This window comes from Micromonospora sp. NPDC003197 (assembly GCF_053590565.1).
On record NZ_JBSFTE010000027.1, the window covers coordinates 40,198 to 56,323 of the forward strand.

Sequence of the window (16,126 nt, forward strand, 5' to 3'; positions counted from 1 at the left end):
CCGATGGGCGAGACGAGACGGTCCGTCTTGACAAATGTCTGGGCGCAGTGGAGAGTTCTCTTCGCAAGACGAGACGGTCCGTCTCGTTAGCGAGGTAGAGGAGACGTCCATGACCACCCCACCCACCGCCACTGCCGGCCGGGTCTGGTTCGTCACCGGGGCCAGCCGTGGCCTCGGTCGGGCGTTCGCCCAGGCGGCGCTCAACGCTGGCGATCGGGTCGTCGCGACCGCCCGCAACATCGAACCGATCAAAGACCTAACCACCGCGTACGACGACCGCCTGCTCGCCCTGCCGCTGGACGTCACCGACCGGGATGCGGTCGGGGCCACGGTGGCGGCGGCGGTCGAGCACTTCGGCCGGCTCGACGTGGTCGTCAACAACGCCGGCATGCTGACCATGGGCATGATCGAGGAGTTCACCGAGGCCGAGGCCCGTGCCCAGTTCGAGGTCAACTTCTTCGGCGCGCTCTGGGTCAGCCAGGCGGTCCTTCCCTACCTACGCGCGCAGGGTTCCGGGCACATCGTGCAGATCTCCAGCATCGCCGCGCTGGGCGGATTCCCCAGCACCGGGATGTACAGCGCGAGCAAGTTCGCGCTGGAGGGGATGAGCGAGGCGCTGGCGATGGAGGCGGTGACCTTTGGCGTCAAGGTCAGCATCGTCCAGCCCGGCGGCTACTGGACCGACCTCTACACGAGTGCGCGCGCGACCGCCCCGGCGGACGAGTACGCCCCGCTCCGGGCCGAGCTGGAGAAGCAGTGGTCCGAAGGCTCGGTCGACAGTGAACCCCGCCTGGCGGCCGAGGCGGTGATGAAGCTGGTCGCCAGCGACGAGCCGCCGCTGCGACTGCTGCTCGGCAGCATGGTCTACGACCTGGCCTTCGACATCTCCCGGCAGCGGATGCAGACCTGGGCCGGCTGGGAGCAGGTCAGCCGGGCGGCCGAGCAGGCCGTTCCGGCACCGTCCGGGTCGTCTGCCGCAGGAGGCGTCAACTGAGCAAGGCCGAGCATCGTGGATGGAGCATAGGTCGATTATTGATATATGTTGCCTACGTGAGTCCGATGCGCGAGCCGACGTTCCTCATCCTGACGGCGTTGGCCGGTGGTGACGCCCTACACGGCTACGGCATCGTCCAGGAGGTAGCCGCCCTCTCCGACAACCGGGTCTCACTGCTGCCCGGCACCCTCTACACGGCACTGGACCGGCTGGCCGCTCAGGGCCTGGTGGAACGCGACCGTGAGGAGGTCGTGGACGGGCGGCTACGCCGCTACTACCGGCTGACCAGTGATGGCCGGACCATCCTCGAAGCCGAAACCGCCCGCCTACGGCAACTCGCCACCGCTGCCGAGACCCGGCTACGTAGCGCGCGCCCCCGCATCGCCTGACCCGTACGCGCAACCTTCGAGGGAGAGTCATGCCGCCGACGGGCCACCGCCTTACCCGCCGCTACCGCCGCCTACTGTTCAGCTACCCCCGCGACTACCGGCGTGAACGCGGTGCGGAGATCATCGGTACGCTGCTCGAACTCGCGCCGGCGGGGCGTACCCGCCCCACGCTCCGGGAGGCCGCCAACCTGATCCGGCACGGCATGCGGGCCCGGCTGGGGCGCCCGGACAGTCGTGCCGTCGTCGTCTGGGCAGCGCTCACCGCCATCGTCTGCGGGCTGTTCACCGCCGCCATCGCCACCCGCGCCGCCTGGGAGACGTCCCGGCCCCAGCCCGACCGGGCGGAAGCCACCGCGTTCCTCGACCAGGTCCTGCCCGAGCACGACCTGGTCGACCTCACCACGCCATCCGCCCTGTTCGTGATCTACTCGCAGCCACTCAGCCTGGACAACGCCGACAGTCTGCTCTTCGGCGACGGCGGCGAGTACGGGCGCAGCAGCACCTCCGCCTATGCCGCCGGTACGCCCCCGACCGACCCGGCGCAGTTGGTGCCACTCACTCAGCAGCGCCTGCGGGCTGCCGGCTGGCACGTCTACGCCCCGGTCGTCGACGATTACACCGGATGCATCGACAAGTACTGCGGCTCGTTGATGCAGATCAGTAGGACGGAGCTGACCGCGTCCCGTGGTGACACCTTCGCCGGGATCGCCTTCCAGTGGCCGCCCACCGAGGCGGGTGGCTCGTACCTTTCGGTGGACCTCTATCGGGCGACCCCGCCGGCCGTCCCGTACGCGGGGGTGGCGGGCGGTCTGGTCGGCGCACTGGTCGGTTGGCTGCTGTTCGGCTGGGCCAGCCGCCGTACCGATGGCCACCACCCGGCGGTGCGGGCGACCGCCACCACGCTGTACGGGATCACCATGTTCCTTTGGGGGGCGCCGACCCTCCTGTCCGTACCCAGTGTGTGGCAGCACCACCTCGGCGAACCGCACCCGCAGTGGCACCCATTCTGGGAGTGGCTCGGCCAGCCCACGGCATCTCTGCCCTTCCTCGTCGGTTGTGCCGCCGTACTGGTGACTCTCGTCCTTGCCGCGCTGCCCCGGCCGGACATCCGCTCCGCCTCCACCGGTGAGCAGTTGATCCACCCGTAGCCGTAGCACGGCTGGACGTAGAAAACCGGTGTGCCGGTGGGACGGGTCCGTCCCACCGGCACACCGGGTTCGTTTCGTTCAGCAGTAGCTGCCGGTCCGGTCAGTGCTTCAGCACCGGACCGGCAGCGGCTGTCGCCTCGGCGGCGGCTTCCTCCTGGGCGAGCCGCTCGGAGCCGCTGGTGGTGTGCAGCGGCTTCTCCTTGATGAAGAGCACCGCGATCAGCGCCAGCACGGCGAACGGCGTACCGATGAGGAAGAGTTCTGCGGTGGCGGTGCCGTATACGTCCTGCACGATTGCCAGCAGCGGGCCTTCCAGCGTGGACAGGTCCGGCATCTTGGCTTCGCCGCCCCCACCCTCTGCGCCAGCCTGGGCCAGCGGGCCGAGTTTCTCCGCCATCAGGCTGGTGACCCGGTTGGCCAACACCGCACCCAGGGCGCTGACCCCGATGGCGCCACCCATGCTGCGGAAGAACGTCGTGACCGAGGTGACCGCGCCCAGCTCGTGCGCGGGTACGTCGTTCTGCGCGGCCAGTACCAGGTTCTGCATGAGCATGCCGACGCCGATGCCGAGGACCGCCATGTACGCCGAGAGCAGCACCATGTTGGTCTTCGCGTTGATGGTGCCGAGCAGGAGCATGCCGGCTGCCATGGTCACGCCACCAGCGATCAGGAAGATCTTCCACTTGCCGAACTTGGTGATGAGCTGCCCGGCCACCGTCGAGGAGATGAGCAGGCCGAAGACCATCGGCAGGCTCATCAGGCCGGCGACGGTGGGTGACTTGCCCAGCGAGATCTGGAAGTACTGGGACAGGAAGACCGTGCTGCCGATCATCGCCACACCGACCAGGGTGCTGGCGATGGTGGCCAGCGAAACGGTGCGGTTGCGGAAGATGTTGAGCGGGATGATCGGCTCGGCGGCGCGCGCCTCCACGACCAGGGCCAGCCCGAGCAGGGCCAGGCCACCGACGACCAGACCGGCGGTCCACCAGGACATCCAGGCGAACTTGTTGCCGGCCATCGAGGACCAGATCAGCAGGGTGGAGACACCCGTGGTGATCAGCAGGGCGCCGAGCCAGTCGATGCTGACCTTCCGGCGTACGACCGGTAGGTGCAGGGTGCGTTGCAGCAGCACGATGGCGATGAGGCTGAACGGCACGCCGATCAGGAAGCACCAGCGCCAGCCCAGCCACGAGGTGTCGACGAGCACGCCGCCGATCAGCGGACCGGCGATGGTGCCGACGCCGAAGACGGCACCGAAGATGCCGGCGTAGCGGCCCAGTTCCCGGGGCGGGATCATCGCGGCCATCACGATCATGGCCAGGGCGGTCATGCCGCCCGCGCCGATGCCCTGGACGACCCGGCTGACCAGCAGGATCTCGACGTTCGGGGTGAGTCCGGCGATCAGCGAGCCGGCGACGAACAGGCCGAGCGAGAGCTGGATGAGCAGCTTCTTGCTGAACAGGTCCGCCATCTTGCCCCAGAGCGGGACGGTGGCGGTCATGGCCAGCAGTTCGCTGGTGACGATCCAGGTGTAGACGGACTGGCTGCCGTTGAGGTCGGCGATGATCCGGGGCAGGGCGTTGGCCACCACTGTGGAGGCCAGGATCGACACGAACATGCCGACCATCAGGCCGGAGAGGGCCTGGAGGACCTGCCGGCGGGACATCGGGCCGGACGCGGTTGCGGCGTCGGCGGATTTTGGTGGCGCGGCGGTGGCCGTCATCTGTCTCTTCCTGAAGTACGTACGTGGACGGGCGGGCACTGCCACCCGGGTCTGTGGCCGTCGTTCGACGTGCTGCCGACGTCGGTGGCGGGGACTACCGCGGATCGGCGGGGGACTACCGGATCGGCGGGGGGACTACCGGCTCGGGCGCGTCACATGGTCGGGCGAGGGTCCGGTAGGCCGGCGGCGAGGGCGGTGAACACCTCGTCGACCAGTTCGGTGAGGGATGCCTTGCCGTGGCTGGCGATCCAGCGGGCCATCACCGTATGGGAGGCGGCGTTGAGCACGCCGGTGACGAGCAGGGGATAGCCATGGCTGTCCGGGTCGACCCCGATCCGCACGGCGATCGCCTCGACAATCGCCCGCTCGGTTTCCTTGCCACTGACCACGAGCCGGGGCAGCAGGGAGGGGTTGCGTTCGATGACGCGGGTGCGCAGCAACCACAGTTCCCGTTGGGCCTGCACCTCGTGCAGCGACTCCTTGAACGCGAGGCGGATCGCCTCCAGGGTCGGTACGCCCGTGGGCACGGCGACGAGTCGTTCCAGGAAGTATCGGGCGTGCAGGTCGCTGTCGCTGGTGAGTGCGTCGTCCTTGCAGGCGAAGTAGTTGAAGAACGTACGCGCGCAGACGTCGGCGGCGTCGCTGATGTCCTCCACGGTGACCGCGTCCAGGCCGCGCTCGGCGACCAGTTGCAGGGCCGCCAGGGTGAGGGCAGCCCGGGTCTGCTGCTTCTTGCGGTCCCGGCGCCCCACGACGGCTTCCTGCTCTACGGTCATCGCGATGCACGCTACCGCCGATCTTTCTTGCCCCGCAAACTTTCATTGACTGCAACGAAGTGAGCTGGCGCACGTTACGGAGCCGACGGGGGTAGAAAGAGCGAGTCAGCCGTCTTGGAGAGGACCCCAGATGTTCCTTGATCGACCGATCGCGCCCGACCCGTACGAGATGCTGCCGCCCGTACCGTCGTTCACGCTGATCAGCGACGACGTCCGTAACGGCGAGCCGATGGACCTGGACTTCGCCCACGACAGCGTCGGTGGCGCGAACCTGTCACCGCAGCTGGCCTGGTCGGACTTCCCGGAGGCGACCCGGGGCTTCACGGTCACCTGCTTCGACCCGGACGCGCCGACCGGCAGCGGGTTCTGGCACTGGGTGCTGGTCAACGTCCCGGTGAACGTCACAGAACTGGACCGGGGAGCCGGCCGTACGCCCGCGCCGGGGGTGGGCGGCGCGTTCAGCGTACGCAACGACTACGGGGTGGAGGGGTACGGCGGTGCGGCTCCGCCGGCCGGTGACCGACCGCACCGGTACGTCTTCGCGGTGCACGCGTTGGACACGGAACGCCTCGACGTCACGCCCAACTCGACGGCTGCGTACGTCGGCTTCAACCTTACGTTCCACACGTTGGCCCGGGCGGTGATCCGCCCGACGTACCAGATCAAGCAGTGACCTCTGCCGGCCAGATCAAGCAGTGACGACCTCTACTGGTCGTTGCCGGCATCGTGGCTGGTCCGCGGTGCCGGCAGGCCGGGCTGGCTACAAAACGGTGCCGGCAGGCCGGGCCGGGCTGCGCCGGAGTCGACTGGCCCGGCTGCGCCGGTGTCGGCGGGTGAACCGCCGGCGGGGTGTGGGCAGTGCGAGATCAGCTGGGGACCCGGGCGACGGCGAAGACGGACTGGCCGAACGGTGGGCGGACGACCTGTTCGACCGCCTTGGTGGCCGGGAGCACGAGGGTGTCGTAGATCTTCACCATCGGCCCTTCCTTCGGCATCAGGCGGAAGACGCTGGTCGCCATGAAGTAGCCGATCAGGCCGAGCGCGTTGGCGTAGTGCAGCTTCTCGATCTCCAGGCCCGCCTCGGTCAGCGCGGCCCGCATGGTCTTCTTGGTGTAGCGGCGGACGTGACCGGTGGCGATGTCTGCCGGGCTCATCGCGAACTGGAAGGCCGGGACGATCAGGACGATGGCCCCACCGGGGCGGACCAGGTCACGCATGCTGCGCAGCGCGCCGACGTGGTCTTCGATGTGCTCGAGGACGTTGTAGGAGACGGCACCGCTGTAGTCGCCCCGCTCGGAGTGCGGCAGCAGCATCTGCCGTACCTCGATCTTGGGGTGGTCGGCGAGCCGTTCCTTCAGCGAGATCAGCCGGTCGGGGTCAGCCTCGGTGGCGGTGAACCGCTCGAAGTGGGGGGCCCACTCCAGGGCGTAGTCACCCAGGCCGCTGCCGACTTCGATGGGGTTGTCACCGAGGTACGGGATGGCCAACTCGACGAACCATCGCCGGTGGTTGACCGCAGTCGCGAGTCCTTCGAGGACCTCGGACTGCACCCGCTGATCCCCAGTGATCTCTACCATGCGTCGATTCCTCACGATCTGAACTCGACCTGCACCTCGACCGAAAGAGTGAACCATCTACGACGGCGGTAGGGAAATCGGGGCACCGGCAGAGGCGAAAGGTGAACGATTTTCAGAATAGCGTGCCCGCCTGGGGGACGTTTCTGGACAGACTTCGCCGTTGCTGGCAAATGACTTCCGGGCCGACTACGCTCCGCTACGGTCCGAGATATCATGACTACTTCTCGTATAGGAGCCGACGGGTCGCCCGGGGAGCCGTCGCCTGTCGGGGATGCTATTCGATCGACGACGCCGACTGACGAACGTGCGGACGATAACAATTCGGCGCAAGATCTCACCGATTCGCGCGGAGAGCGACCAGGCGCTGCCCGCCCTCGCCGGTGGTACCGGAGCGCCTGGGCGGCGGATGTCGCCGCGATCCTGAGCTTCGTCGTACTCGGCCTGTGGGTCACCGCCCGAATTTGGTGGAAGCCCAGCCACGAGCTCCGCGCCAACCTGGCTGACCAGGCGTTCTTCGAGTGGATGCTGGCGCACGGCGTACGGGTGGTCACCGGTCCCACGAACCCGTTCGTCTCCTATCAGATGAACGTCCCGGACGGGGTCAACCTGATGGCGAACACCTCAGTGTTGGCCATCTCCATTCCGTTGAGTCCGGTGACCCTGGCCTTCGGGCCGCGGGTCGCCTTCAACGTCTTCCTCACCCTTGCGTTGATCGTCACCGCGAGCACCTGGTACTTCGTACTCTCCCGGCACTTGGTCGGCTCCCGGGCGGCGGCCTGGGTCGGCGCGCTGTTCTGCGGCTTCGCGCCGAGCATGGTGTCGCACGCCAACGGCCACCCCAACATCGTGGCGCAGTTCCTCGTCCCTCTGATCATCTGGCGGACGCTGCGGCTACGGCAGCCTGGCCGCTGGGCCCGCAACGGGTTGCTGCTCGGCCTGCTGATCGTCTGGCAGGCGTTCATCAACCTTGAAGTCCTGCTGATGACTGCGGTCGGCCTCGGCATCGTGGTGGTGGTGCTGGCCATCCTGCGCCCCGCACTACGGCGCGATTATCGACCGTTCCTGGCCGGGTTGGGGGTCGCCGCCGGGGTAGCCGCAGTGCTGCTCGCCTACCCGCTCTACGTCCAGTTCTTCGGCCCGCAGGCCTACCACGGGCTGCCCAGGGACATTCGGGGATACGGCGCCGACCTGGCCTCCTTCGTGGCCTTCTCCCGCGAGTCGATCGCCGGTCATCCCGAGACCGCCGAGCGGCTGGCCCAGAACCCCACTGAGGAGAACGCGTTCTTCGGCTGGCCGCTGGTCGTACTGGTGGCGGCCCTGGTGTGGTGGCTGCGCCGCAACGCGGCGGTGATCGGCCTGACCATCGCCGGACTGATCTTCGCGTTGCTGTCGCTGGGGCCGACGATCCGGTTCGAGGGCCACCTGACCGGAATTCCCGGCCCGTGGCGACTGCTGGGCGGGCTGCCGGTGTTCGACTCGGCCGTGCCCACCCGCTGGGCCCTGGCGGCCACCCCCATCGTCGGCATTCTGCTCGCGCTCGGCGCGGACCGCATCGCCCGGCTGACCCGGCAGCATCCGGCGTCGGCCGGGCAGATCCGGTTCGCGGCGGTGACCGTGGCGGTGATGGCGCTGCTGCCCAACGCGCCGACCCCGTTGCCGTCGACCCGGATCGCGCCCACGCCCGAGTTCATCTCCTCCGGCACCTGGCGCGAGTACGTTGCTGGTGACCGGTCGATGGTCACCCTGCCGTTGCCGGCCAGCACCTATCCGGACCCGCTGCGCTGGTCGGCAGAGACCGACCTGGAGCTGCGGCTGGCCCGGGGCTACTTCCTCGGCCCACGCCGCCACGGTGACGCTCCCGGCGACCGGGTGGCCCGCTTCGGCGGCCCCGACCGGCCCACCAACGCCTTCTTCAACACGATCCGGCGCAGTGGCAAGGTGCCGCAGGTCGACGCGCGACGGCGGGCGCAGGCGGTCGAGGACCTGCGGTACTGGCGGGCCGGGGTGGTGGTGCTGGCCCCGCACCGGTACGAGGACGCGTTCCGGCAGGGGATGACCGAGCTGACCGGTATCGAGCCGCAGCGGCTCGGTGGCGTGTGGGTCTGGGACGTCCGCCCGTTGGTCGGGTGAGAGCGGTTGGCGCCAGGCGAGGCGGTTGGTCGGGTGACGCGGACGCTTAGCTGGTCAGGACACCTGTCCGGACGGGCGGACGCAACAGCCGGCGCAGTACTTCGGCTGTGGGAGCGTGAACGCCAGGCAGCAGGTCTTACGCTGCACAGCCAGCCCGCCGTTCGGCTCGGTGGTCAACTCGACCAGGTCGTCCACGCCGAGCGCGGACAACAGTGTGCCGATGTTCTGCGTCGAGGACCCAGGCAGGGCGTCGGCGGCGCGCAGAATGCCGTTCGCCACGCCGGAGGCGACCGAGCCCAGCAGCGTACGGGCACCGACCCGGACTCGTGCCTGGATGGCGTCGAGGAGCGGGGTCAGGTGTTCGTCGAGCAGCGCCGTGCGCAGAGTGTCGAGTAGTTCTGCCTCGTCGGTGACGACCCGGACCTCCGGTAGCCCGGCAAGGGCCAGCGGGTCGTTGGGGAGTACCGCGACCATGGTGGCGGGGCGCAGGCCGATGGCGAGCAGTGGCCGGTGGTCGCCGAGATCGACCAGTACGTCCGACGGCCGGGGCAGCGGCACCCGGCGGGCGGAGGCCCAGCCCAGTACGGCGGGCAGCGCCAACCAGTAGGTGTACGACTTCCAGGCCAGCGCGGCGGCGGCGTGCGGAGCCGCGTTCCAGGTGTTGGCGGCGGCGTCGAGCAGTTCGGGCAGGCGGGAGCCGTCGACGAGTTCGGTGGCCGGTAGCCAGCCGAGCGGATCGTCGACCAGCAGGCCGGGTGCCAGGCCGGGGAGGTCGTCGGTCCCGAACATGGTCCGTAGGGTCGTGGTCACCGGGGCCAACGGTGCGCCGACGCGGCTGCTCTGGTCGAGCGCGGCGGTCACCACTGGCCGCCGAACCAGACGGTGGTGCGGCCGGGTGTCGTCGAGCGCAGACCCTCACCGGGCTGTGCGCCCGGATAGATCACTCCCTGATTGGTCGCTGTCACCCCGACCCCGTTCCCCTCGATGGTGACCGAATGCGTCCCGCAGACCATTAATCCGCGTACTCAAGGTCACCCTACCACTAAGGTTAGCCTAACCAAGGCAGGTGGCCATCGAAGTCGGACTCGCTGCAGGGAGTGGGCGTGTTGTGGCAGTCAATCCGGTTTTGGGGGGTGCCGTGGCGGCTGCGGTTTGCTGGGAAAAGAGGTGGTCATGCGCCCGGGTTTGCTGAACGTGAAACTGGGTCGTGGCTCACGGTAGGATCGACGATAATAGTTGAATGTCAAGGTGAATGTCGTGAATGTGGCAGTTGTGCCTAGATGGGCAAGTTGGAGCGCAGACTGAAACTCCCGGCCATGAGGACCCCTATGACGACCTCGCCCATCGAACGGGCTGCCGACTCGTTCGCGGCCGAACTTTCCCGTCGGCGTGTCGAACAGGGCATGACCAAGAAACAACTAGCCGCCCAGATGGGTTTCGACCCGTCCTATGTCAGCCACGTCGAAGGCCGCCGTCATCGACCCACCGAGGACTTCGCCCGACGCGCCGACGCGGTGCTCAAGGCATCCGGTGCCATCTGGCAGCGCTTCCAGGAGTACGACGACCTGCGGCATGCCCGTTCCGTCGCCCGGCGCGACCCACCCGTACCCGAACAGTGGCTTCCCCCCGGTGCCGGTCTCATCGTCGAGCGCGAACTGGCTACCCTCACCTACCAGGCGACCTCCTACCGGTGCGTCATCCGCCGGGCGTTGTACAACGCCGGCACCGAGCCGGTCAGCCGATACCTGGCCCGGGTCGCGGTCGATCGCTACCCCAGCGACCCCGGACGATCAAATCGGCATCACCGGGAACACCCGCTGACCTTCGCCGAACTGGACCTCCAGGCGTACTGCGACAACGAGGGCACCCGGGAGCCGATGGAGTGGCGTAAGAAGCACGACCGGGACGCGTTCAAGGAGGTGTGGCTGCTCTTCGAGAACGCCCAGGGGCGCTTCCCGCTCTATCCCGGTCAGCGCGTCACCATCGAATACGCCTACACCGTCGGCCACGAGAAGTGGGGGCAGTGGTTCCAGCGGGCGGTACGACTGCCCACCCGGCAGCTCGCCGTCCGGCTCGACCTGCCCCTCGAACTGGATCCGCACGTGTGGGGGGTGGAGACCTCCATGTCGGCCGAGGAAGGCCCGCTACGTACGCCGATCAACCGGCACGACGAGGACGACCGGGCGCACTTCGAGTGGTCCACCGAGGGGCCATCGCTGAACGCCCGCTACCGCCTCGAATGGCGGTTCAAGGTGCCCCCGCCGGCCAGCCTGGAGGCGCTACCCGTACCGGAGGTCAAGGCCAGCGAACGGATGCGTTCGGCCGGCATCGTTCAGCGGGGTGCCGACCTGCTCCGCCAACCCGCCCGCCACTTCGACCTGCCCCAGGACGCGGCCACTGCCCGGGACGTGGTCGCCCGGCTCCGGGCGGCGCTGGTACGCATCGACGAACTGCACCCGTTCAGCAAGGGGGTCGGGCTCGCCGCCCCGCAGATCGGTCTCTCCTGGGCCGCCGCCGTGGTGCGGCCACCCGACCGGGATGCGGAGCCGGTCGTACTGCTCAACCCGAGAGTGGTCGACGGCGCCCCCGAGACCGACGAGCAGTACGAGGGCTGCCTGTCCTTCTTCGACGAACGGGGACTGGTGCCTCGACCGTTGCGCCTCGACATCGAGCACGCGCACTGGGACGGCAGCCGGGTCATCACCTCGTTCGAGTTTGCCATGGCCCGTCTGGTCGCCCACGAGATCGACCACCTGGAGGGGCGGCTTTACGTGGACCGGATGGCCCCCGGTGTGCCGCTCGTACCAGTCGAGGAATACCGGGAGACCGGCATCCCCTGGCACTACTAGCCGAGGTCGCACGGACTACGAGGGATTGGCCGAGGCAGGGATCGGCCGAGGACGGGGAATTGGTCCCGTGGACGACGGGGACCGGGTCTCGTGCCCCGAGGAGGCGGGGCACGAGACCCGGTCTTTCATGGGGGGAGGCGGGTCTTCTGTGGGGTGGGGTGGGGTGTGCCTACACCTCGCCGAAGGTGTCGTACCTGATGTTGTCCGGGGGCACCTCGTCCTCGGCCAACGCGCGCAGGGTGGACCGGACCATTGCCGCCGAGCCGGAGACGAAGCAGTCGTGCGAGGTCCACGGCCCGTAGCGGGTCATCACCTCGACCACGTTGCCCTGCTCGCCCGGGAACTCCGGATCGTCACCACAGCACGGGATGACCGACAGCCAGGGGTGACCATCGGCGAGGTCGAGCAGCTCGGCCAGGGCGTACAGGTCCTCGCCCCGATCCGCGCCGTAGAAGACGTGCACCCAGCGGGTCCGGTTGTACCGGGTCAACTCCTCGATCAACGCCTTGATCGGGGCCAGCCCGACCCCGCCGGCCACACACAACACGTCCCGCTTGGAGGTCCGGTCCAGGGTCATCGAACCCATCGGCGCGGCCACCCGGAGCAGGTCACCCGGCTTGATCCGGCGGACCAGCGCCCCGGAGAGCCAGCCCGCGCCGAGACTCCGTACGTGGAACTCCAGGGTGTTGGCGTCGTTGGGCGCGTTGGCGATCGAGTACGTACGCCACAGGCGCGGCTGGTAGCGGGGCGCTTCGAGGCTGACGTACTGGCCGGCCTTGTAGGGCAGCGGCTGTTGTAGCGGCTGGCAGGTGAAGACGGCGATGTCCCGGCCCCGTCGTTCGTGGGTGAGCACCTCGGCATGCCAGAACGGGGGGTTGTCGTCGCTGGCCGCCCCGGCGAGCATGCGATCGGCGATCACCCGGTACGCGTCGCGCCACGCCTGGTCGTACTCGACGGTCCACTCGTCACCAGCGCAGGTACGGAACGCGTCCAGCAGCGCGTCCCCCATGATGTCGTAGTCCTCCGGACGGACGTGGTACTTGCGGTGGTCCCGCCCGAGGGAGCGGAGATACGCGTCCAGCCGCTCGGGATCCTCGATGGTCTGCATCGCGGTCAGGATCGATTCGAGCAGGCGGTCCCGTTGCCCGGCCATCTGGACCGGGAAGAGGTCGCGGAGCCGGGGCTCGGTCAGGAACATCCGCGCGTAGAAGTAGCCGGATACCTTCTCCCGCTGCTCCTCGACGAGGACCCAGCTCTCCTTCAACAGACGCCCGAGGTTGTCCATGTGCACAGCGTGCACATTCCGCGTCAGCTCGTGTCGTACAGAATGTGCGACCCGGGCCGGAGGTTCAGCGGTTGGACACTTCAGTGGTCGGACACTTCAGTGGCGTGGCCGGGTCAGGCACAGTAATCGGGTGACGGTTGATCAGGCTCCGCTGCTGCCCCGGAAGACGATGCGCGCCGAGGTGCTGCTGGTCCTCGGGGTGTCCCTCGGGCAGTCGGCGGTCTACTCCATCGTGGCGATCACCGCCCGGATGACCGCCGAGAAGCCGCTCAGCGAGCAGACCGCCACCATGAACGCGTCGCAGTCGGCCCGGCCCTGGCTGGACCTGACGTACCAACTGCTGGAGATCATCTTCGCGTTGGTGCCGGTGCTGCTCGCCGTACACCTGCTCAACCGGGACAACGGCAATGCGCGACGGACGCTCGGCCTGGACGCCCGGCGGCCCGGCGGTGACCTGGCCTGGGGTACGGCGTTGGCCGCCGGGATCGGACTGCCCGGGATCGCACTGTTCTGGGTCGCCGCGCAACTCGGGATCAACGCCAGCCTGGTACCGGCGAAGCTGCCGGAGCTGTGGTGGGCGGTCCCGGTGCTGATCCTGGCCGCCGCGCAGAACGCCATCCTCGAAGAGGTGATCGTCGTCGGCTACCTGATGACCCGGCTGCGAGAACTGGGCTGGCGGGTCGGTGCGGTGATCGCCGCGAGCGCGGTGCTGCGCGGCAGCTACCACCTCTACCAGGGCTTCGGCGCGTTCCTCGGCAACGTGGTGATGGGGATCGTCTTCTCGCTGTTCTTCCTGCGGACCCGTCGGGTGTTGCCGCTGGTCGTCGCGCATACCCTGCTGGACATCGTGGCGTTCGTCGGCTACGCGCTGTTGCCCAAGGAATGGTTCGACTGGCTGTGATTTGTTGAGGTCAGCGTTGCTTAGGTGCGTCGCTGGTTCAGGTTGCTGAGGTGGGTCGCGGCGGACAGGTCGCTCAGGCGCGTCGCGGCGGGCGGTAGCGGGCTACCGCGCGGGCCGCGAACCGCTGGGTCGTCGCGGCGTCCCCGGCAGCCACCGCCAGCGCCGCCGCGCCGGGCAGGATCCGGGCCGCCAGGCGCAGCGCCACCCATCCGCCGGTCTGGGCGGCGAGCGGCGCGGCCAGTCGCCACGCGGCCTCCATGATCCGGTACGCCGGCAGCTCGCCCTCCGGGCCCGCCTGCCGACTGGCGGCCAGGGCGCCTCGGGCACTCTCGTCGTCCGGATGCACCTGGGTCAGCACCAGCAGGTCGACGGCCCGGTCCGGATGGGCCGGATCGTGCCCGTACGCGGCAGCCAGGTGCAGAGCCAGCGCCGCCTGGGCCCAGGAGACGGTGGCCAGTTCGGCGAGCGGGGCGAGTAGACCAGTGGTGGTGATGGAGATCACGCCACCGATGCTCGCCGACCGGACGAACCGCTGGGTCGCCAACCGGGCCAGCCCTTCCGGCGACGCGGCCGGATAGGTCGACCGGGTACGTCGTACCCAGGATGCGGCGGTTGGCCCGAGCACTTCGACAGCGGCCGTGGCCAGCAGTTCGGGGGCGTAACCCGGGTGCGCCAGGATTCGTGCCGTGACCGGTGTGGGTGCCACTGGCTGCTCGTCGGTACGGGGTTCAGGCGTACGGGTCTCGACCGTGTGGGGCTCGGCTGTCGGGATGGTGGCCTTGGTTGAGGCTGCTTTCTTCGGCTTTGTTTGCTTTGTGGGGGTGGCCTTGCGGGCGGTCCGCTTGGGAGGAGTTGCATCGGTCGGCTCGGCCGTGGCCCCGGCAGCCTGGGTGGTCTTGCCGGTCGTCCGTCCGGTGGCCGCCTTGTTCGTCCGTTTCCGGGGCGTCGTTTGGGGCGGGCCCTCCGACTCGTTGGGGGTCGCCGGGTCCAGCTCGGCGGCCGAGGGTGGCATGGCCGGCTCAGCCGAGGGTGGCATGGCCTGCTCGGTGGGCGGCTGGAAGATCACCGACGGTGCCGCCTTGGCGGATCGGGACCGAGGGATGGCTTTTGCCGGTGGGGCCGATTGCGTAGGCGGGGTGGACGCTGGCTCGAAGGCGGCTTCGGCCGGGCGCGTACGCCCCGTCGACTTGGACCGTGGTTGACGGCTGCGCGATGGTTCGGCGGGCGGCTGCTCCTCCATGACCAGGGAGCCTAGTCGGGCGGATGCCTCTTCTCACCTCGTGGCGCATCGACACAGGTGCTCGGTTGGTGAGAAATGCTGCGATTTGCGTCACGCTCGTCTGACAGTGGCGCGCAGACCGTTGGATAGCTGCTTTGCCCCCGACCGCTGGGTCCATGTATTCTCGATCGGCGGTGGTCTGCTGGCCACCGAGGAGACTTCGCCTAGTCTGGTCTATGGCGCCGCACTGCTAATGCGGAGGGGTCTTAAAGCCCCACCCGGGTTCGAATCCCGGAGTCTCCGCGCTAGAGGTCGGTGTGTAGACTGGCCCAGCAGCTGCGCCCGTAGCTCAATGGATAGAGCATCTGACTACGGATCAGAAGGTTAGGGGTTCGAGTCCCTTCGGGCGCACAAGATCCAAAGATGCCTGACCCACGTTCCCGTGGGTCAGGCATCTTTGTGTTTTCGTCTCCCTTCGCCGCCGTCCATCTGGCAGAGCCTCGCCGAACCACACGACACCGGGGCGGACCAGCCCGCCGCAGCGGGTACACCAGGGCGGTGCCATCCGGCGGTCCTCGCTCGGATCGGCGTTGTCATCCGTACTGACCGGAAAGGTCGCCGGGCGGGCGGCCTCCGTCACGCAATGGGGGTTCCCGGTCGCCTGCGGCGTGCCAATTGCTGTCGTAGGTCAACAGGCTGTCGTTGACCATCGGATCGGCTACCAGCGGGATGCCTGGCTTGGAGTTGGTGCCGCTGAGCGTCTCCGCGTCCTGGTTCGCGCTGGCAGTGAGCGTGGTCGCGCTGTAGCGGATCAGCGGCTTCGGTTGGAGGTAGGCGACAGGCACCCGGTCGAGCGCGACCGGAGGGGCCGGACCGAGTTCCTGGTAGGTGCCGTGCACGGGCGGCCAGGTCGCCGTCGGCGATGATGCAGGGTGCGGCGTACGGATCCCGGAGGGCAGGTGCTGACGAGGTTCCGTACGACATCGATGTGCCCATGTGAATCGTTTCCCGCCTCCGCGACGATCGTAGTGAGACAAGGGCATGCCAAGCCGTTGTTGCTAGTACACGGCGGACTCTCGCTGTGGGTGGCTGGTGTGAAGTGGGAACCAAGACGAATGGACCTTCGTGGAAGCGC

The 16,126-nt window shown here is 68.5% G+C and carries 15 protein-coding genes and 2 tRNA genes; 9 read left to right on the forward strand and 8 right to left on the reverse strand.

Features of this window, described 5'->3' with window-relative positions; all coding sequences use genetic code 11:
• Nucleotides 1–109 precede the first annotated feature (109 nt).
• From ACWDV4_RS24695 to ACWDV4_RS24705, 3 genes are all read left to right on the forward strand, one after another.
• Nucleotides 110–994 (forward strand): SDR family oxidoreductase, encoded by an 885-nt coding sequence (locus tag ACWDV4_RS24695; protein WP_449982980.1) that lies wholly within the window; start codon nt 110–112, stop codon nt 992–994.
• 65 nt (nt 995–1,059) lie between these two features.
• Entirely contained in the window at nt 1,060–1,383 is a 324-nt protein-coding gene (locus ACWDV4_RS24700) for a PadR family transcriptional regulator (protein WP_449983069.1), read from the forward strand.
• 29 nt (nt 1,384–1,412) lie between these two features.
• Nucleotides 1,413–2,531 carry a hypothetical protein gene (locus ACWDV4_RS24705; protein WP_449982983.1) on the forward strand — a complete coding sequence of 373 codons (1,119 nt, stop codon included), beginning with the start codon at nt 1,413–1,415 and terminating at the stop codon, nt 2,529–2,531.
• Nucleotides 2,532–2,631: 100 nt separating this feature from the next.
• Here ACWDV4_RS24705 and ACWDV4_RS24710 read toward each other — a convergent pair whose 3' ends face one another.
• Both ACWDV4_RS24710 and ACWDV4_RS24715 read right to left on the reverse strand, forming a co-directional pair.
• Entirely contained in the window at nt 2,632–4,254 is a 1,623-nt protein-coding gene (locus ACWDV4_RS24710) for an MDR family MFS transporter (protein ID WP_449982986.1), read from the reverse strand.
• A gap of 152 nt (nt 4,255–4,406) precedes the next feature.
• On the reverse strand, nt 4,407–5,030 hold the full coding sequence (locus ACWDV4_RS24715) for an acyl-CoA-like ligand-binding transcription factor (RefSeq protein WP_449982989.1): 624 nt from the start codon (nt 5,028–5,030) through the stop codon (nt 4,407–4,409).
• Nucleotides 5,031–5,160: 130 nt separating this feature from the next.
• Here ACWDV4_RS24715 and ACWDV4_RS24720 point away from each other — a divergent pair, with 130 nt between their 5' ends.
• Nucleotides 5,161–5,703 (forward strand): YbhB/YbcL family Raf kinase inhibitor-like protein, encoded by a 543-nt coding sequence (locus ACWDV4_RS24720; RefSeq protein ID WP_449982992.1) that lies wholly within the window; start codon nt 5,161–5,163, stop codon nt 5,701–5,703.
• Between the two features lie 193 nt (nt 5,704–5,896).
• Here ACWDV4_RS24720 and ACWDV4_RS24725 read toward each other — a convergent pair whose 3' ends face one another.
• Nucleotides 5,897–6,607, reverse strand: coding sequence for a class I SAM-dependent methyltransferase (locus tag ACWDV4_RS24725; RefSeq protein ID WP_449982995.1), 711 nt, complete (start codon nt 6,605–6,607; stop codon nt 5,897–5,899).
• Between the two features lie 213 nt (nt 6,608–6,820).
• Here ACWDV4_RS24725 and ACWDV4_RS24730 point away from each other — a divergent pair, with 213 nt between their 5' ends.
• Nucleotides 6,821–8,737, forward strand: a complete 1,917-nt coding sequence (locus tag ACWDV4_RS24730) for a hypothetical protein (RefSeq protein WP_449982998.1) — start codon at nt 6,821–6,823, stop codon at nt 8,735–8,737.
• A 54-nt stretch (nt 8,738–8,791) separates the two neighbouring features.
• On the opposite strand, the gene ACWDV4_RS24735 is transcribed toward ACWDV4_RS24730, so the two are convergent.
• Nucleotides 8,792–9,526: an IucA/IucC family C-terminal-domain containing protein gene (locus tag ACWDV4_RS24735; protein WP_449983072.1), complete on the reverse strand. Its 735-nt coding sequence runs from the start codon at nt 9,524–9,526 to the stop codon at nt 8,792–8,794.
• Nucleotides 9,527–10,065: 539 nt separating this feature from the next.
• On the opposite strand from ACWDV4_RS24735, the gene ACWDV4_RS24740 reads away from it, so the two are divergent.
• Nucleotides 10,066–11,586, forward strand: coding sequence for a peptide deformylase (locus tag ACWDV4_RS24740; RefSeq protein WP_449983000.1), 1,521 nt, complete (start codon nt 10,066–10,068; stop codon nt 11,584–11,586).
• A gap of 169 nt (nt 11,587–11,755) precedes the next feature.
• Here the strand turns inward: ACWDV4_RS24740 and ACWDV4_RS24745 are convergent, their stop codons facing one another.
• A complete protein-coding gene (locus tag ACWDV4_RS24745; RefSeq protein ID WP_449983003.1) occupies nt 11,756–12,871 on the reverse strand; it encodes a globin domain-containing protein in 1,116 nt (371 codons plus the stop codon).
• A 169-nt stretch (nt 12,872–13,040) separates the two neighbouring features.
• On the opposite strand from ACWDV4_RS24745, the gene ACWDV4_RS24750 reads away from it, so the two are divergent.
• On the forward strand, nt 13,041–13,772 hold the full coding sequence (locus ACWDV4_RS24750; protein WP_449983074.1) for a CPBP family intramembrane glutamic endopeptidase: 732 nt from the start codon (nt 13,041–13,043) through the stop codon (nt 13,770–13,772).
• 73 nt (nt 13,773–13,845) lie between these two features.
• Here the strand turns inward: ACWDV4_RS24750 and ACWDV4_RS24755 are convergent, their stop codons facing one another.
• Nucleotides 13,846–14,838 (reverse strand): hypothetical protein, encoded by a 993-nt coding sequence (locus ACWDV4_RS24755; RefSeq protein ID WP_449983006.1) that lies wholly within the window; start codon nt 14,836–14,838, stop codon nt 13,846–13,848.
• 366 nt (nt 14,839–15,204) lie between these two features.
• On the opposite strand from ACWDV4_RS24755, the gene ACWDV4_RS24760 reads away from it, so the two are divergent.
• A tRNA-Ser gene (locus ACWDV4_RS24760) sits at nt 15,205–15,294 on the forward strand.
• 35 nt (nt 15,295–15,329) lie between these two features.
• A tRNA-Arg gene (locus tag ACWDV4_RS24765) sits at nt 15,330–15,402 on the forward strand.
• On the opposite strand, the gene ACWDV4_RS24770 is transcribed toward ACWDV4_RS24765, so the two are convergent.
• Both ACWDV4_RS24770 and ACWDV4_RS24775 read right to left on the reverse strand, forming a co-directional pair.
• Nucleotides 15,368–15,631 carry a Sir2 family NAD-dependent protein deacetylase gene (locus ACWDV4_RS24770; protein WP_449983008.1) on the reverse strand — a complete coding sequence of 88 codons (264 nt, stop codon included), beginning with the start codon at nt 15,629–15,631 and terminating at the stop codon, nt 15,368–15,370. The genes ACWDV4_RS24765 and ACWDV4_RS24770 overlap by 35 nt on opposite strands.
• Nucleotides 15,585–15,890 (reverse strand): hypothetical protein, encoded by a 306-nt coding sequence (locus ACWDV4_RS24775; RefSeq protein ID WP_449983077.1) that lies wholly within the window; start codon nt 15,888–15,890, stop codon nt 15,585–15,587. The genes ACWDV4_RS24770 and ACWDV4_RS24775 overlap by 47 nt, the downstream gene beginning before the upstream one ends.
• Nucleotides 15,891–16,126: the final 236 nt, after the last annotated feature.

Excerpts from the sequence above, each read along its gene's own strand:
- ACWDV4_RS24695 (WP_449982980.1), top strand. The coding sequence starts at position 110 with ATGACCACCCCACCCACCGCCACTGCCGGCCGGGTCTGGTTCGTCACC.
- ACWDV4_RS24700 (WP_449983069.1), top strand. The coding sequence starts at position 1,060 with ATGCGCGAGCCGACGTTCCTCATCCTGACGGCGTTGGCCGGTGGTGAC.
- ACWDV4_RS24705 (WP_449982983.1), top strand. The coding sequence starts at position 1,413 with ATGCCGCCGACGGGCCACCGCCTTACCCGCCGCTACCGCCGCCTACTG.
- ACWDV4_RS24710 (WP_449982986.1), bottom strand. The coding sequence starts at position 4,254 with ATGACGGCCACCGCCGCGCCACCAAAATCCGCCGACGCCGCAACCGCG.
- ACWDV4_RS24715 (WP_449982989.1), bottom strand. The coding sequence starts at position 5,030 with ATGACCGTAGAGCAGGAAGCCGTCGTGGGGCGCCGGGACCGCAAGAAG.
- ACWDV4_RS24720 (WP_449982992.1), top strand. The coding sequence starts at position 5,161 with ATGTTCCTTGATCGACCGATCGCGCCCGACCCGTACGAGATGCTGCCG.
- ACWDV4_RS24725 (WP_449982995.1), bottom strand. The coding sequence starts at position 6,607 with ATGGTAGAGATCACTGGGGATCAGCGGGTGCAGTCCGAGGTCCTCGAA.
- ACWDV4_RS24730 (WP_449982998.1), top strand. The coding sequence starts at position 6,821 with ATGACTACTTCTCGTATAGGAGCCGACGGGTCGCCCGGGGAGCCGTCG.
- ACWDV4_RS24735 (WP_449983072.1), bottom strand. The coding sequence starts at position 9,526 with ATGTTCGGGACCGACGACCTCCCCGGCCTGGCACCCGGCCTGCTGGTC.
- ACWDV4_RS24740 (WP_449983000.1), top strand. The coding sequence starts at position 10,066 with ATGACGACCTCGCCCATCGAACGGGCTGCCGACTCGTTCGCGGCCGAA.
- ACWDV4_RS24745 (WP_449983003.1), bottom strand. The coding sequence starts at position 12,871 with ATGGACAACCTCGGGCGTCTGTTGAAGGAGAGCTGGGTCCTCGTCGAG.
- ACWDV4_RS24750 (WP_449983074.1), top strand. The coding sequence starts at position 13,041 with ATGCGCGCCGAGGTGCTGCTGGTCCTCGGGGTGTCCCTCGGGCAGTCG.